Here is a 16418-nt window from a genome sequence, read left to right on the forward strand (position 1 = left end):
ATCTTGCCGGTATTATTATTGACATTATGTCAGCTTGCATAATTAGATGTGAAGGCGGTCATCCGGCGGATGATTAATATCTGTAATAAAAAGGTCATTATGGCATTTACCCGAACCGGCAATATCTGGCAGTCATTTAAGACCGTCCTCTTCATCGTATTGATACTCTGGTTGATCCTTATTATCGGTCTGTTCTTGCCACTGGAGAATTTCGGGATAAAACCACGGACGGTTCACGGCTTGATGGGGATATTATTCGCTCCCTTCATTCATTCAGGTATCGAGCATCTCCTGACAAACTCCATAAGCCTTCTTATCCTTGGCTCGATCTTCCTTACCATGGAGCGAAAGCTTTCGATATTCCTTGTCATTCAGATAATACTTATAGGGGGGGGCGGCACCTGGCTTATCGGCCGGTCGGAATACACCCATGTCGGTGCCAGCGGCGTCATCTACGGCATCCTGGGGTATCTGCTGACCATGGGCTTCTTCAGCCGCAACGCAAAGGCGATCGTCGTCTCCATTGTCGTTTTTATTCTCTATGGCGGCGCCATTTGGGGAATATTTCCAACAGTCGGCTTCATATCATGGGAGAGCCACCTGTGCGGCTTCATAGCCGGCATAATCACCGCCAGGCAAAACTCCAATAATAAAAGATGATGCTACGATGCTACCGACGTCGCTCAATGCCCGCCTTTCTTCTCACATCGAGGATTGGGCAGTATGGTAACATGGTAGCAGCGCTGGTTCCTTTCCCAAATGGCGTATAGCATTCCCTCTTCCTGAAGTTGGACGAGTGTCTCCATCAGCATCGCCCGGAACTGGCCCCGCAAAGCGTCGCCGAGAAGAAAGCCCATCCGTGTTCTGAGCATATCCATAACGACGTCGGATATGGCGTTGCTGGCCACGGGCCGGGGCAGAGAAACGAAATAATCATCGTAAAAGATATCGAAGCTTATGCCGTAGCTGTGGGAGGTGATTTCCGTGGCGTTCGCGTTTATTGTGCGGAGATCCGTCTGGTATGACGCGGGGCGCAGCATCGAAGACAGTGCTATCTTGACCGGAGGCAGTTTCAGTCGTGTGGCTATGTTTTGCTGAAACCTATCTGTGATCGCCTTGAGACCGCATGCGGCCACCGGGGTAAGGACCCGGTACTTTTCACGGACATTGTAAAAATAATACAGCTTTTCGGTTCCTGATTTGACCTTTACCAGTGAACCGCCCTTGACGAGGTCGGACAAGGAATCGTCGATCGCTATCGGTTTCATGCCCGACCTGGCGGCCACATCCATATGGGCTGGAAAAAGATATGTACGCAGTTTCAATTCCCTCTGCGGCGTGGCATAATCGTCATAGAGGGGAAGATTTTCTATATAACCCCTTTCAGTTGCATGGATTGTGTCGAGATAAGAGGTGATGTCCTTCACCGTGCTGTTGTAATAATAGCCATAACTGGCTGCAATTGATAGGGCCGATATGACTGCTGCAGCTATTATCCAGATGAGCAGTCTTGCCCGAAACGGCGCTGTTTGTGATGGTTCCATATTGGTTGTTCCATTGACGATTTAATTTATTGATTTTTATTCTGATACAAGCTTATCTTCTCTCCATGTTCCACGGAGTACTACCTTGCCCTTGTATTCCAATGACCCGGATCCATTTTTTACGTCATGATCCCACTGGCCGATATATGTATAGCCATTGTTGTAGTAGTAGGTGCCTTTACCCTGCTTTTTTCCGTTAAAGAAAGTCCCGGTAAACCTGTCACCGTTTTTGAAATAATAGGTGCCTTCCATCATCCTGCCATGATGAAAAGTGCCGATGAAACGCCCGCCCCCGGCAAAATGATAGGTTCCCTGTCCATGGATCATCCCCCAATAGAACATGCCGGAATAGCGGTCGCCGCCGCTGTAGTTACAGCTACCGGTTCCATGGGGCTTCCCATTCATGAATCGCCCGGCATAACAGTCTCCGTTGATATATTTATATGTACCGCTGCCGTTTTTGCAATTCCCTTTGATGCATTGAGCAATGACAGAATCATGGCTCATCCAGATCATGAAGGATATGGCAGCGCCAAAGAGCATTATAGTATTAAAACGTGTCATATTGTTGATATTGAATCTTTCCGTTAGAATCGATTGCGGCTAAAATTCACTCGTCCATATCAAATACGGGAGCACGCAATCTGCAATGTGAATAATAATACCTCCCTATAGGCGAGGATTGCAATTATTATTTTTTATATATTTGACCTGTCAATTTATAAAAAGTCACGTGCCCATAATTTGGGCCGTGTTTTTGTCTTTATTTCATAATCCGCCCCTATAAGAATGCCCGCTGCGATCAATAAATATGCATTTTTATTGAAATATGATTGTAAAAAAAAGAAATATTAGTATATTAGAAGATAAGAAAGGACTTTAGCGTTAGGCCATGGCTTATTACACAATACCAGGTTTTGAAGGAAAGATTTTTATTCCTGAAGAAAACAGCAATGAATTAAAAAAATACGATTGCCCGGACTGCTTCTCTTGCCAGTTTTGCAGCGATGACCGTTGTGCTTCTTGCCTTAAAAAGAATAGTTGCAAAAAACAGAACTGTCTGCCGAGATGATGCATTGACACGCCATTGTATCTTTACGAGGGCCGCATTATACGCTATCGGGACATGGGAATGAGCAAAAATATCATTTATTTTCAGAACGGAGAAAGAATAATCGAAGCGGGCAGGGTGGAAACAAAGATGTACATCATACTCGATGGTGAAGTGCAGATTTCCCTTTCCGATAAAGTCGATAAAATCGTTGTGGCGCAATTGAAAAAAGGCGACTTTTTCGGTGAAATTTCTCTCTTTAATAAAACACCACGAAGCGCCACCGCCACCGCAGTGGGAAATGTAAAGCTTGCCTTCATCGATAGCGTCGAACAGCTGCGATCATTCCTCATCAAGAATCCGGTTTTTGCCGCGAAAATGGTGCATACCCTTGCGCAGCGGCTTGCCAAGACCGATGAAATACTCATCGGCAAAATAAGTGAATTGAACAGGATAAAGGTTACAAGGGATATTTGACAGTTTTCAGGGAATTTGTTACATATAATTATTGCTTCATAATAAAATCTATTACTTCCCAAAAAATTATTCTAAGAGTTTCCTGAAAATCTCCCTCCTTGGAGTTTTTCAGGGTCGGTTTTACGAAGTGAATTCGTAAAACCTCACATTTTTCTCGGCTAATGCCTCGAAAAATGGCGATACATCCATGTATCGCTTAGCAATTTGCTGTTTTTCAGGAAACTGCTAAATTTTCGGAATAATTTTCCCAGCATTGATTACCGGTGTAACATGTCAAGAAATTCTGATACATATCAAGTAAGGTTAAAGTTTTTTCATAAATCCTCCAAGATTTATTTAACAAGGAGCCCTTTGATGGGGCTCTTTTTTTTGTAATATAATACGGATGTTGTTATCTCATTAAAGCGAATATCAGCAAAATAAATTATGCTTGATTTATTATTTTTATTATAGTAGCGATTAACTCCAGAGCAATCCAGGGAGGATCTGATGAAAAAACTATTAACGCCGCTGATCATTGTCCATATGTTCATTGTTGCCTTTTATCCGTCCTGCAAAGGAGACAGTTGGAAAAATCTTCAATACTCCGAGATCAGCGCCTTCGAATGGCTCCAGGCGAACGTCAAAGACAGAAGCGGGGAGGCCGTACTCTGGTTCCAGATTTTCGATCAGATCGATGATAAAGCTACGATCGAAGGATATAAGAACTCCACTGAAAAGGTCGGCAAATACCCGGCCAAAATATTTGAAAACAAGTGGATATGGATACTTGTGAACAACCGCATTGAGATAAGGCTTATTGCGGATGAAAAAATGAAGGATTTTCAAGACACGAATAAACTGAAAAAATTCATTGAATCTTTTGATCTGGCGGGAATGGAAAAAATTACAGGCCCCAAGGTCAAGGGAAAGGACCTACAGAAATTTATACCCAAGCTGAAAACAAAATAGCGTTCATACTAAATACAGGTTATGATAAACTACCTCACTGCATCGTTTCGCTCGCCATGACAAAGAAAGGAAGTATAATTGTATTTTTGAGATGTCTTCTGGCACAATTTTCCCGATAATAATAAAAATACACAGTTATTATTCTAAATATGTCATGCAACAGTGGTTTATCAAATATTTATCAGCCATAATACTTTCCGTGATGGCAGTGCCTGCCGCCATTGCCCAGGATCCATCCCAGCCACCTGTTAAGATCATCTATCCCGACGGTTCTTATTATGATGGGCAGATGAAAGAAGGAATAAAACATGGCACAGGATGCTTTGTAGCGGCTGACGGGTCTGAGTACCGGGGGGGGTATTCCGATGGAAGGCCCCATGGAGAAGGCACTTATTGTTATCCCGACGGGAGAAAGAAAAAGGTTTTTTATGAAAACGGCCGCCTCGTTGGGTCGAGATTTATCAGCCATGATACTGATGAGAATGGTTGCGTATTCGGTGAATTTGAATTATTGGGACGCTATAGCGGCTGGTTCAAGGGAAGCAAGATAAAAGGATTCGTACCCCATGGCAGGGGCATCATGAGATATTCCAACGGTTCGGTGTTTTCTGGCCAATGGGAAAATGGCAAGATGCACGGCAACGGCTCGGTAAGATGGGAAGACGGCTCAATGTATTCAGGCCAGTGGGTTCATGGGAAAAGGACAGGATACGGCATCTATACATGGCCCAATGGAGAAAGCTATGTTGGTGAATGGAAAGAAAACCAGTTATGCGGCATGGGAACCTATCATTATAGTAACGGGAAGGTATTAAAGGGTAGGTGGGAGGAGAAAAGGGTCTATTTTAATAAATGAATTGCCGAGGGCCCAATACTATCGTCACTGGAATGTTATCAGCGTTTTCACAACCTTTTCAACGCGACTTGTGAATTCATTGCCATGGTATTTTCTTGTTTCGCTGATAATGTCGTCAAAGTTCACGCCAAGGTGCACCGCGTTGCACACCATTTCCGAATATCTCATAATACTCATGCTGGTAAAGCGTTTTGGATGCATGGTTATTTCCTTGTAAATCAGTATTGAAGGATTATATTTACCTTATCGGAATTATTTATTATTACATTAGTAATGTTAATAGGTCATTAAATCAAATTTAGATGCTAATTTGTAAATCAATGCCGATTAAAAAATGCTTGCCTTTGATCCATGTAATGCTAAGGTGCTTTTAGCAACCCTAAAGGAGATCATCATGTCCAAATCATTTACAAAAGAAGAAAAGATGGTCCTTATTGCCGTCATGAAGTATATTGTCAGCACCGACGGCATTGTGACAGACCGTGAAGTTGACGATATCAATGAACTTGCAGAGGAAAAAGGCTTCGAGGATTTCCAGGAGATATTCAACGAGGTGGACAGGACGGTTAAATCAATGGATGATCTTAAGAAACTCGTAAAGCAGATTGAACATGAGGGAAGCAGAAAAAAGATTATCAAGTATGCCGTGGAATTCTCCCGCGCCGATGCGGATGTCAATCCCCATGAGATCGAGATACTGAAATATATGTGCAACGTCTGGAACATCAACTTGAAAGCCCTTTTAGATGAGGGATGATAGATAATAGCCTCATTAATATTCATGCGTGTAGCAAACATTTGTTGACATTTTAATTATGTCATGTATGCTGTGGCATATTCTCATTAGAAAAGGTCACGGCATATGGAAGATTTAAAATACTTCATCGAATCAAAATTCAATGGCGAAGTTCGCGCCTCTTTTACCATTCCTGGTAGCAAGGGCTCCTTTGTCGATTTCCCTCCGAACCTTGATAATGAGCTGAAGAAAGTTCTCTTATCGCAGGGAATTAATGCCCTGTATGCCCATCAGGCAGAAGCGTTCAAAAAAATAGAAGGCAGTTGCGATACCCTTGTTGTGTCCCGTACGGCCAGCGGGAAAACGCTCTCTTTCTTCCTGCCCATACTTAATGAATATCTCCACGCAGAGCAGCCCTTTTCCGTGATGCTCCTGTACCCGACCAAGGCGCTTTCCCGGGACCAGGAGAGCACTTTTGGCAAGCTGATGTCCTCTGTTAACAAAAGCGGGATGCTGGGCACCTTCGACGGCGACACTCCCCGGGACGAGCGCGATAGGATACAGCGCTCATCAGATTTTATCGTGACGAACCCCGACATGCTTCATAGCGGGATATTGCCGAATCATAATCGCAAATGGCGCGGATTTCTTTCCCGCCTGCGGTATATAGTCGTTGACGAAGTCCATATTTACCGCGGCGCCTTCGGCTCCCATGTCTCCAATATATTCCGCAGACTTCAGCGCGTATGTGCCGTCCATGGGAGCAGGCCGGTCTTCGTATGTTCCTCCGCGACCATCCGCAATCCCCATGAGCACGCACGTCTTCTCTTCCACCGGGATTTCGAGGTCATTGATTACGATTCATCTCCTCAACCGGAAAAGAACTTTTACTTCATCAATCCGCCGCTCGAGGAAAGCCTCGGCCATGCCGCCTACCGGAAGGGTCCGGCTTCGGCGTCGATCCCCCTTATCCGGGAAGCCGTCCGCAGAAAAATCAGAACCATTTGCTTCTGCCGGGCCCGACAGGAAGTGGAGCGCCTCTACCGCGCCGTTATCGACGATTATCCTGAACTCCGGCAGTATGTTAAGCCGTACCGCGGCGGTCTACTGCCCACCGAGCGCCGCCAGATCGAGCGTGACCTTGCCGGAGGAAAGCTCCTCGGCATCATCACGACAAACGCCCTGGAGCTCGGCATCGACATAGGCGACCTTGACCTGTGCATTTTATCAGGCCATCCGGGGACCATCGCCAGTTTCTGGCAGCAGGCGGGGAGGGTGGGCCGCAAGGGTAAATCTCCGGTCATTGTCTATATAGCCAAGGACCGCCCCATCGACCAGTTTCTCGTGAATCACCATGACTTTGTCACCACAACGCCGGTGGAACAGGCCCTGCTTAATCCTGACAACCCCTATATCATTTTACAGCATCTGCCCTGTGCCGCCCAGGAGCATCCCCTCCGTCTCACTGAAGATGTTTTCGATCCATTCCTGTATGACGAGGCACTTAATATCCTCAAGGATGACAAGTCAATCGTGCCGTACCACGATTCTTTCAGGTACGCGCTTCAAGATTATCCCGCCCGGGGTGTGAACATCAGGGGCATGACCGATTATAATGTCGAGATATACTGCGGCACTGATGTGATCGGCGAGCTGGATCCGATCGGCGCCCGCGGCACCCTTTATAAAGATGCCATATACCAGCATCTTGGGAGAAAATACATGTCCATGGACCTCGACCTGGACAAGAAGCTCTGCAGGGTCGATCCCGTCGACGTTGATTATTACACAGAGGCGGTCTGGGAGGGGCGTGTGGACCTCACCGAATCGGAGGAGATCCATATATTCAACAATGCCCGCCTGGAATTCGGCGTCATCCGGGTCAACAAGCAGCCGAAGCTTTACAAGAAGATTAGAGAGCGCACCTATGAAAATATCGGTTATGGGCCAATAACCCTTCCGGCATTTGAATACGACACGACCGGCTTTAACATAGTGGCCCCTTCCGGGTGGATCAAAACGCTTGAAGAAAAAAACAAGCTCTATACCGGCGCCGCCTATTACGGTCTCAGCTATATACTTCGCCACGCGTCAACGGTATTTTGCATGTCGGACATAAAGGATATCAACACTGACATATCGCTCTATGAGGCCGAAAAGGGAACCTGGCGCAGCGCCCTTTATTTATACGATACTATCGAAGGGGGTGTCGGTTATGCGGAGCGGATTTTCGAGCGCATAGAGGAGGTCCTCCGGTTCTGCAAGGAGATCCTCGACAACTGCGAATGCCGTTACGGATGTCCTTCCTGCGTTCCGCCCCTTCCTCCCGGCGTCGACAGCAAGGAGCTCGAGGAATTCCTGGTGGAATCCAATGCCTCTGTTGAATGCACCAGGAGTCTCCTTCTGTCCATCCTTGAAAAGACGGTACATGTCCCGGAAATCGCCATCGGAAGGACTCCCCTGTCAACGCGCGACGCACCGCCGGTTGACACCGAAAAATTGCGTGTCAGCAGGAAGCTTGACAGGGCGGCTAGAATCCTCCGCGACAAGCGCGAGAGGCTCCATTGATCCAGGGCTGCTTTCGCCATATTCATGGGATCGGTCCCAAGACTGCATCCCGGTTGAATGACCTGGGCTTTCTCGCCTGGGAGGACTGCTTTTCCAGGGAGAGCTCTATTCCTTTTAACGGAAAGAAGCGAAAAAAGTTTCTTGAGGAAATCCGGAGAAGCATCGAATCCTATGATTCCCGCGACATCGGTTATTTTACAGAATCATTTCCAACATCTGAGCAATGGAGAATACTTGGAGAATATTTGCCGGGCGCTACATTTATCGATGTGGAAACGACGGGACTATCGTGGAATTACTGCCATGCATCGGTCATTGCGGCATATCATCGCGGCGAACTCCATGCCTTCGTTTATGGCGAGAATCTTGATGATTTTCTTTATCTGGCTGATGAATCCGAGCTTCTGGTTACCTATAACGGAACCAGTTTCGATATTCCGTTCATTGAAAAGACCTTCAACATCCCATCATTGAACCGGCCCCATGTCGATCTTCGATGGATTGCGTGGCACAAAGGCTATCATGGCGGCCTCAAGTCAATCGAGCGTCGCCTTGGCATACAAAGACCCCCTCAAGTGGAAGGCATAGACGGTTTTGAAGCTGTTGATTTGTATTACCGGTGGCAGCAGGGCGATCCCTTATCGCGGGACCTGCTCGTCAGCTATTGTGAAGCCGATGTCCTTTCGACATACCTTGTGGCCGAACGGATATTGATTGAATCAGGATGCACGGTGAATCAGATTGACCTGGATAAAGCCTTCAGTTTAATCGAATGTCCCGGCGTTATTATTTAATGGAATGATTTCGACGAATCCTTCAACGCCGGCAAGTATGGATTCGGCCTTTTCGGCATCATCAGGCATGATTCGAAGGCAGACACCGCAATCCGCGCTTATATGACGAGGAACCGGTATCAGCTTATGGGGAATTCCTTTATCTTTGAGAATCTTGTCGGCCCACATGGTCTGATTGACTGATTTAAAAAGAACAACGTGATATGATTTTAGCGAATTCATATGTTGATGGTCGAAGAAGCGCTTAACATCAGCTCTTTTATCTCATACATGTTTGATATCTTTCCGGCCAGCAGCTTGTCTTTCAATTTAAAAAAGTCAAGGCATGTGCCGCAGGCAAGGATTTGCCTCCCTTTTTTTTCGAGAATTTTAATATCTTCGATCACCTCTGACCCTTCGGCAACCAGCTTTACGCCGCTGTTAAGAAAAATCATGGTATCCGGCGACGGATCTGTTTCAGCGAGGGTGTGAAAAAGGCTTTTCATAAGAACCTTCCCAAGTTCTTCGCTCCCTTTGCCCATTATGTCCTGGGAAACGACGAGAACGCGCATGCCGCAATTTACAGATGCCGGAGAAACGTCGACTATGCCGCGGGTGGATGCAGACGTTGATGTAGTTTTATCTATGGTGATGTATATCCCGTCATTCCTGGTGTCGCTTGAAATGGCATATCCTTTATTTTCAGACATGCGCCTGATGTTCTCAAGGGCCGTTATATTGTCAACAATGACCATGATATGATCGTTGGCCTCAAGCGCTTTTGTAGCATTGATTACGGGCTGCGGGCAGGCCAGTCCGCGTGCATCTATGGTATGAATCATCACAGTATCTCCTCTTTATACATTCGTATTTTGTCATGTGTTAAGCGTTCTTATGATATGTCAATAAATTATATTTTAAATAGATACTATCTAATAATTAAATATTTGAAGCTTTAAAAAAATACTAAATATATGTTGACTATATATATTTGAATGCTATATTGATTAATATGAATATCAGGAAAATAATCCATGTTGATATGGACGCCTTTTACGCCTCCGTCGAGCAAAGGAATAATCCACTATTGAAAGGAAAACCCGTCATTGTGGGTGGAGACCCGAAGAAAAGGGGAGTCGTCGCAGCCTGTTCTTACGAGGCTAGAGCATACGGGATCCATTCGGCCATGGCCTCAAGCATAGCACATCGGCTCTGCCCCCATGCCATTTTCATCCGGGGCAACTTTGATGAATACCATGCCGTGTCAGAGCAGATCCATGAAATATTTCATGATTACACCGATATGGTCGAGCCATTATCACTTGATGAAGCGTACCTCGACGTTACTGATAATAAAGCAGGTAATCCCTACGCAACGTCAATTGCCTGTGAAATAAGAAAAAGAATCTATGAACGCACATCCTTGACTGCTTCCGCAGGCGTATCGTACTGTAAGTTCCTCGCCAAGGTCGCTTCCGACTACCATAAACCCAATGGACTTACCGTGATAATCCCCGAGGAGGCAGACGCTTTCATAGAGAACCTGCCCATCGGCAAATTTTACGGGATCGGAAAAGTCACCGAAAGAAAGATGCTGCAGCTCGGCATCCGTACGGGCCGGGACCTGAAGCGCCTGTACCTGGAAGACCTCCTGCGGATTTTCGGGAAGGTAGGCGAATACTATTACGATATCTCCCATGGGATCGATGATCGTCCCGTTGAAACCGAGTATATCAGAAAATCAATCGGCAAAGAGGAAACCTTCGAAAGGGACCTTGATGATATTTATGAAATGAATTCAATCCTGCGAACGCTGTCATGGAGGGTCGCAGATTCTCTCAATCATCATGAAACCAGGGGCAGGACCATCACTATTAAAGTAAAATATGCTGATTTTACCTGCATAAGCAGGAGCATAACCATTGACGAGTTGTGCGATAACAGTGATATTATATTTATGCACGCCAAGAACCTACTCACAAAGACCGAGGCCGGCATTAAAAAAGTGAGGCTCCTCGGGATATCCCTGTCAAATCTCGATACCGAAGAGACGGAGATTGAAGACCGCCAGCTAATCCTGACTTTCGCAATGTAAATCCTACAGAGTAACAGAAAGCCCTATCAGCGTATACATGGTAATGCCGATGGCGATTTTATTGTAATCGTCGAGGCCGAGAAATAACCCGAAATTTACGTGGTCGATGTTTAAAAGGTCAGGATAAACGTTCAGCCGGAGCCTGTAGTTCTCCGTTCCATTTATGATGAGTGACGCGAGAAGGTTCCCATTACGGTCATAGAAAATACCACCGCAGGTCCTGAATTTTTTTACCGCATCGTCCGTCGAATCCTTGTTGGGGTCAAAGCCCTTCATGACGGCAACGCCGGCGCTGAGCGTCACGAAATCCGTGTCGTTCACCCTGAACCCGAATCCGGCTATGTAATGATAGCCCATGAAAAAGAAAAAACGAACGAGGTTTTTATATATAAAGGGCCGAAAGACATAGTTGCATGAGGCGTTGTAAATCCTGGTCTTCCGGATATCGAACATCGGCTGGCCCATCCAGTTCCGCATCTGGAGTGTCCTGTGAAAAAATCGCGTAACGTCATCGCTTAAAAAAAGGAGCTTGCCTACCCAGTCAAAAAAAAGAAGGTCCGCGATGGGATCGTGGGGCGTGAGGCTCTTGTTGGAGTTCTCCAGTGCCTCGTTGCTCAGGTGTCCTGCGTAACATGTTATTAATGAAAAAAAGTAGGGAGCCGGCACGTTGTTGAACTTGTAATACTCGGCGATCATCCTGAAGTCATAGCCGCCGCCTATGATATGGAGCGTGTAATTGGGTATGGCCCTGGAGCCGGCCCATTCATCGGCGAAGAATTTCTTCCATCCGCCCCCCCTCTGCATGGATCGGGGGAAGTGGGCGAAGATATCGTAAATGTTGCCATATCTTTTAAAATACCCCGCCTGCTTGAAGGCAGTGGGAACCTGGACGCTGTCGAAGGCCGAATTGAAATAAAATTTAAGGGGAAGTAAAAAGTTACCGGGGGTCCTGAGATCCTCAGTGTAAATGATGTACTTTTTGTATACAGCGTCATCATCCTTTCCGGCATCTTCGTCGGCCCCCAGGGATGGGCGGCCATGAATGGCAAGAATGCAGCATATGCATACAAGGATCCATCGCACTCGATTAAACTGTTTTGAGTAAACCATAATTCAAAAAGCGATCAGAATTCGAGCGTTTTAACCGACCGGGGGAACGGGATCACGTCGCGAATGTTCTGCATTCCCGTTACGAACTGTATGACCCTCTCAAAACCGAGACCGAAGCCGGCGTGCGGGACCGTGCCGAATTTACGCAGGTCCAGATACCACCAGTAATCATCGGGATTGAGCCCGCACTCGGCGATCCTGCTTTTAAGCCTGGCATAGTCGGACTCGCGCTCACTGCCGCCGACGATCTCTCCGAGACGCGGCACCAGGATGTCCATGGCCCTTACGGTCCTGTTGTCGTCATTGAGCTTCATGTAGAAGGCCTTAATCTGCTTGGGGTAATCGGTGATTATCACGGGGAGCCGGTAAACCTGTTCGGTAAGAAATTTTTCATGCTCGCTCTGAAGATCGATGCCCCATTCGACGGGAAATTCGAATGTTGCCCCCGATTTGAGGAGCTGATCAACGGCCTCTGTATAGGTTATTCGCTTGAATTCGCTTTTTATGATGTGCTGGAGATTCTCAATAATTCCCTGGCTTATCCGGCTGTTAAAGAAATCCATGTCATCGGGGCATGCATCGAGGACATACGTGAAAATGTATTTCAAGAATTCTTCAGCGACATCCATGTTCCCATTGATATCGCAGAATGCCATCTCCGGCTCTATCATCCAGAATTCGGCAAGGTGACGCGACGTATTGGAGTTCTCCGCCCTGAATGTCGGCCCGAAGGTGTAGATATTCTTCAGGGCGCATGCGTATGTCTCGCCTTCCAGCTGGCCGCTCACCGTGAGAGCTGCCTTTTTGCCGAAGAAGTCCTGGCTGAAATCAACCTTTCCCTCGATCACCGGCACACTTTCGAGGGGCAATGTCGTGACCTGGAACATCTCGCCGGCGCCTTCGCAGTCGCTGCCGGTAATGATAGGGGTGTGGACATACACGAATCCGCGCTCGTTGAAGAAACTGTGGATCGCGAAGCTCATGGCGCTCCGAACCCTGGCCACAGCTCCGAAGGAGTTCGCCCGGGGACGGAGATGGGCGATTTCCCTCAGGAATTCAAAGGTATGCCGCTTTTTCTGCAGCGCATATTCCTCCGGGGAGGCCGTACCCACGATCGTGATCTCTTCCGCTGTCACCTCAACCGACTGGCCCTGGCCGGGCGATGCGATGAGTTTACCCTTCACAATAACGCTGGCGCCGGTATTCAGGTCTTTTGAAATAGAGGCATAATCCTTATATGTTTGGTCAATAACAATCTGCAGATTCTTAATGGTTGACCCGTCATTGATCTCTAGGAACGTGACCCCTTTGGATTCCCTCTTCGTGCGCACCCAGCCTTCAACGGTCATGGGGCCGCCGTCGCCCTTCATTGTCAATATGTGCTTGATTCCTTGTTTTATCATGGGACCCTCATGGAAACGCTGCGTCAACCAAGCCGGTGCAATGACGGGATCATGTCACCGGACGTGACGCAACAGGCTGCTCTAAAAAAGATATAACGGGTGCGAATCCGGATTTTTCCCGAAGAATGTTATATCGTCGATTTTCTTGATCTTTTCGCCGCGCAGGATTGAGTAGAGCGTGCGTTCAACTCCTATTCCGCCTCCCATGGTGTCGGGGAATACAGATTTTCCCGCGGCGTTTTTCATTGAGGCAAAATAAAGGAACGGTCCGTATCCGCCCAGCTCATTGATGTTCTCGATGTTGCCGTCTTTAAGTATGGGACGCGCCGGCAGCACCTTGTTGTCATAAATGCGCTCGATGATAGGCTCGAAGAGCCATTCGCGTATGGCGCCCGAGAGTATCTCCTTGGCCGACGATTGTTTACCGCTTTTTGCGTCAATGCTCTTTGCGCAGATATCGTAATTGAAAATATTGGGTGAATTAATCTTCTTCATGTCGACTTTTTTATTATGGGGCAGCAGATACGGGTATACCAGGTCGTAATTTTCCCTCAACAGGCCGGTGATCCAATAAAACTGCGACTTCGTGTCCTCCCCGGTCTTTTCCTCGTAATTGCGTGGGCCGTATTTCTTGACGGCATCGTCCTTCATGTAGGCGGGGAAGGGGGAGCGCGGGACTTCCAGGACAACGCCGAGGCTCTTCAGGCTGTCGGCGTTCCTTTTGTTGATTTCTTCGCACGCCGCGATGATCAAGCGCTCGAAAAAGTTCATTATTTTTTTCATGTCCTCATTGAGGATCTCCGTGACCTTCTCGGAATTATAGTAGTAATCATCGAGGGTGAGGCCTCGGTTGCGACGAAGCTCCACATCCAGCTGTGAAAAATCCGCAAGGTATTTCCCTCTCTGAAGGCGCATGGGGCTTTCAATCTCAAGTCGAATATTCGGCGAATCAACGAATATTCCCTTGATATTGGGATTGGAGCAGGCAAGAAATTTGCTGTATATCATGCTGTGCGTCGTAAGGTACGTATGTCCCTTATATGGTATTGACGGCGTGTGCTCTATGTCGTGGGCGAGGGGGTCTGTTATGATGCTGAGCATAACCCGCTCCAGGTTAAAGAGACCTTCATCCGTCATGAACCGCGTGGCCGCGTTAATAAAGCTGGTCCGGATAGCCGCTGCATGGTACATTTCATCGGAAATCCATTTGTTCAGGTAATGCTCGCGGATATAGTCTTCCATGGTGGAACCGCTTTCGTTGATGGCTGATTGAAACCGGTAGAGGCTTTCCCCGATTTTTTTGATATTGTCTTCCATTGAATGACCTGCTCTGTAAAAATAATAGCTATAACCAGCATCGCACTATGAGCAAATTGTGACGTTGCCTTCTCATTGTCAAATAATATTTTCAGGACATCATCATAGACGAGTTATTTGGTCCGATCCATTGTCAAGCAGGTCTTCAATGTCAACAACGGGTGTAAGCCCAACTGGAGACTGCAGTTCATCTTGACTAAATGTTAAAGAACTCCGCTTATACCGTCACAGCAATCCGATCTTCTTATAAATAAAATCTATATTTATCAAATACCGCCGGAGGTCGAAGATCTTGTCCAGTTGCCCGGCCGTAAGGGTTTTAGACACAACCGGGTCTTTTGAGCAGAGCTCGCGGAGACTCCCTTCCCGGGCCCACACTCTCATCGCCATGTCCTGCACGGACTTATAGGCATCCTCCCTGGACATCCCCTTTTCCACCAGCGCGAGGAGAAGGCTTTGGGAATAGAAGAGGCCGCCGGTTCTGTTGATATTGTCCATCATGTTTTCGGGATACACATGAAGGTTTTCAATCACGAATATCATCCTGTGTATCAGATAATCAAGGGCGATGGTGGAATCGGGGAATATGATGCGCTCCGCCGAGGAATGAGAAATGTCCCGTTCGTGCCATAGCGTCATGTCGTCAAGGGCGACGTTCATGTTCGCCTTTATAACCCGTGAAATGCCGGTAACCCTTTCGCACAGGATCGGATTACGCTTGTGAGGCATGGCCGACGACCCTTTCTGACCTTTCTGAAACGGCTCCTCGACTTCACGCACCTCCGTGCGCTGGAGGTGGCGTATTTCCGTGGCGAGCTTATCAAGGGTTCCGGCGCAGATGGCCAGAGCCGACATGTATTCGGCATGACGGTCCCTCTGGATGACCTGCGTCGATATGGTATCGGGCTTGAGGCCCAGTTTAACGCAGACCCTCTGTTCGATATCCGGTGAAATATTGCTGAAGGTTCCCACCGCCCCGGAGAATTTACCGAACGAAACCGCCTCAATGGCATTGCGTATCCTCTCCCTGTTCCGCTTGAACTCATCATAGTAGAGGCACATTTTAACGCCGAACGTCGTCGGCTCGGCATGGACGCCGTGGGACCGTCCCATGCAGGGAGTGTCCTTGTATTTGAGCGCCATTTTTTTCAATATTTCAATGAGTCGATCAATGCCGGACAGCAGTATCTCGCCGGACTGCTTGAGTTGAATGGAAAGTGCCGTATCGACTATGTCGCTCGAGGTGAGTCCATAGTGTATAAAACGGCTGGATGGGCCGACCTTCTCGCCGACCGCGGTGAGGAAGGCTATGACGTCATGGTGTACCTGGTCCTCTATCTCAAGGATGCGGACAACGTCGAAGGACGCTGATTCCTTAATCCTTTCAAGGTCTTCCCGGGGAACGATACCGTCACTGGCCTGTACTTCGCATACCGCAATTTCGATGTCCAGCCAAATCCTGAATTTGTTCTCAAGGTCCCATATGCGGGATATCTCTTTTCTTGAATAGCGGTCAATCATAGGTCCCCTCATCTAA

Annotated in this window: 17 protein-coding genes; 8 read left to right on the forward strand and 9 right to left on the reverse strand. The window is 47.4% G+C overall.

From position 1 onward, the window contains the following. The first annotated feature begins 99 nt into the window (after positions 1-99). Entirely contained in the window at positions 100-660 is a 561-nt protein-coding gene (locus KA369_07810) for a rhomboid family intramembrane serine protease (GenBank protein ID MBP7735862.1), read from the forward strand. A gap of 23 nt (positions 661-683) precedes the next feature. Here the strand turns inward: KA369_07810 and KA369_07815 are convergent, their stop codons facing one another. Together KA369_07815 and KA369_07820 are read right to left on the reverse strand one after the other, a co-directional pair. Next, a complete protein-coding gene (locus tag KA369_07815) occupies positions 684-1544 on the reverse strand; it encodes a hypothetical protein (GenBank protein ID MBP7735863.1) in 861 nt (286 codons plus the stop codon). Between the two features lie 36 nt (positions 1545-1580). Beyond that, positions 1581-1949: a hypothetical protein gene (locus tag KA369_07820; GenBank protein ID MBP7735864.1), complete on the reverse strand. Its 369-nt coding sequence runs from the start codon at positions 1947-1949 to the stop codon at positions 1581-1583. Between the two features lie 727 nt (positions 1950-2676). Here KA369_07820 and KA369_07825 point away from each other — a divergent pair. The 3 genes from KA369_07825 (at position 2677) to KA369_07835 (ending at position 4879) form a co-directional block, all read left to right on the forward strand. Further along, positions 2677-3072: a cyclic nucleotide-binding domain-containing protein gene (locus KA369_07825; GenBank protein MBP7735865.1), complete on the forward strand. Its 396-nt coding sequence runs from the start codon at positions 2677-2679 to the stop codon at positions 3070-3072. Between the two features lie 489 nt (positions 3073-3561). After that, positions 3562-4023, forward strand: a complete 462-nt coding sequence (locus KA369_07830) for a hypothetical protein (GenBank protein ID MBP7735866.1) — start codon at positions 3562-3564, stop codon at positions 4021-4023. A 91-nt stretch (positions 4024-4114) separates the two neighbouring features. Beyond that, the gene (locus KA369_07835; GenBank protein ID MBP7735867.1) at positions 4115-4879 is read left to right on the forward strand and encodes a hypothetical protein; all 765 of its coding nucleotides are present in this window, start codon (positions 4115-4117) and stop codon (positions 4877-4879) included. A 24-nt stretch (positions 4880-4903) separates the two neighbouring features. On the opposite strand, the gene KA369_07840 is transcribed toward KA369_07835, so the two are convergent. Next, complete coding sequence (locus KA369_07840) at positions 4904-5047, reverse strand: hypothetical protein (protein MBP7735868.1); 144 nt, start codon at positions 5045-5047, stop codon at positions 4904-4906. A 226-nt stretch (positions 5048-5273) separates the two neighbouring features. Here KA369_07840 and KA369_07845 point away from each other — a divergent pair, with 226 nt between their 5' ends. The 3 genes from KA369_07845 (at position 5274) to KA369_07855 (ending at position 8977) form a co-directional block, all read left to right on the forward strand. Then, positions 5274-5636 (forward strand): TerB family tellurite resistance protein, encoded by a 363-nt coding sequence (locus tag KA369_07845; protein ID MBP7735869.1) that lies wholly within the window; start codon positions 5274-5276, stop codon positions 5634-5636. Between the two features lie 105 nt (positions 5637-5741). Continuing rightward, positions 5742-8183: a DEAD/DEAH box helicase gene (locus tag KA369_07850; GenBank protein MBP7735870.1), complete on the forward strand. Its 2442-nt coding sequence runs from the start codon at positions 5742-5744 to the stop codon at positions 8181-8183. Continuing rightward, entirely contained in the window at positions 8180-8977 is a 798-nt protein-coding gene (locus KA369_07855) for a ribonuclease H-like domain-containing protein (GenBank protein MBP7735871.1), read from the forward strand. Before KA369_07850 ends, KA369_07855 begins: the two co-directional genes overlap by 4 nt. On the opposite strand, the gene KA369_07860 is transcribed toward KA369_07855, so the two are convergent. Both KA369_07860 and yedF read right to left on the reverse strand, forming a co-directional pair. Beyond that, complete coding sequence (locus KA369_07860; GenBank protein MBP7735872.1) at positions 8948-9199, reverse strand: DUF3343 domain-containing protein; 252 nt, start codon at positions 9197-9199, stop codon at positions 8948-8950. The two genes, KA369_07855 and KA369_07860, sit on opposite strands and share 30 nt — an antisense overlap. Further along, a complete protein-coding gene (yedF, locus tag KA369_07865) occupies positions 9196-9798 on the reverse strand; it encodes a sulfurtransferase-like selenium metabolism protein YedF (GenBank protein MBP7735873.1) in 603 nt (200 codons plus the stop codon). The genes KA369_07860 and yedF overlap by 4 nt, the downstream gene beginning before the upstream one ends. 170 nt (positions 9799-9968) lie before the next feature. Here yedF and dinB point away from each other — a divergent pair, with 170 nt between their 5' ends. Next, complete coding sequence (gene dinB, locus KA369_07870; GenBank protein MBP7735874.1) at positions 9969-11051, forward strand: DNA polymerase IV; 1083 nt, start codon at positions 9969-9971, stop codon at positions 11049-11051. Between the two features lie 3 nt (positions 11052-11054). On the opposite strand, the gene KA369_07875 is transcribed toward dinB, so the two are convergent. The 4 genes from KA369_07875 to KA369_07890 all read right to left on the reverse strand — a co-directional run bounded on the left by KA369_07875 (position 11055) and on the right by KA369_07890 (position 16402). Then, complete coding sequence (locus KA369_07875) at positions 11055-12134, reverse strand: hypothetical protein (GenBank protein ID MBP7735875.1); 1080 nt, start codon at positions 12132-12134, stop codon at positions 11055-11057. A 41-nt stretch (positions 12135-12175) separates the two neighbouring features. Continuing rightward, positions 12176-13564, reverse strand: a complete 1389-nt coding sequence (asnS, locus tag KA369_07880; GenBank protein MBP7735876.1) for an asparagine--tRNA ligase — start codon at positions 13562-13564, stop codon at positions 12176-12178. An 81-nt stretch (positions 13565-13645) separates the two neighbouring features. Beyond that, positions 13646-14881 carry a hypothetical protein gene (locus KA369_07885; GenBank protein ID MBP7735877.1) on the reverse strand — a complete coding sequence of 412 codons (1236 nt, stop codon included), beginning with the start codon at positions 14879-14881 and terminating at the stop codon, positions 13646-13648. 225 nt (positions 14882-15106) lie between these two features. Next, positions 15107-16402 carry an adenylosuccinate lyase gene (locus KA369_07890; GenBank protein MBP7735878.1) on the reverse strand — a complete coding sequence of 432 codons (1296 nt, stop codon included), beginning with the start codon at positions 16400-16402 and terminating at the stop codon, positions 15107-15109. Positions 16403-16418: the final 16 nt, after the last annotated feature.

This window comes from Spirochaetota bacterium (genome assembly GCA_017999915.1).
In the GTDB taxonomy this organism is placed as follows: Bacteria; Spirochaetota; UBA4802; order UBA4802; family UBA5550; genus RBG-16-49-21.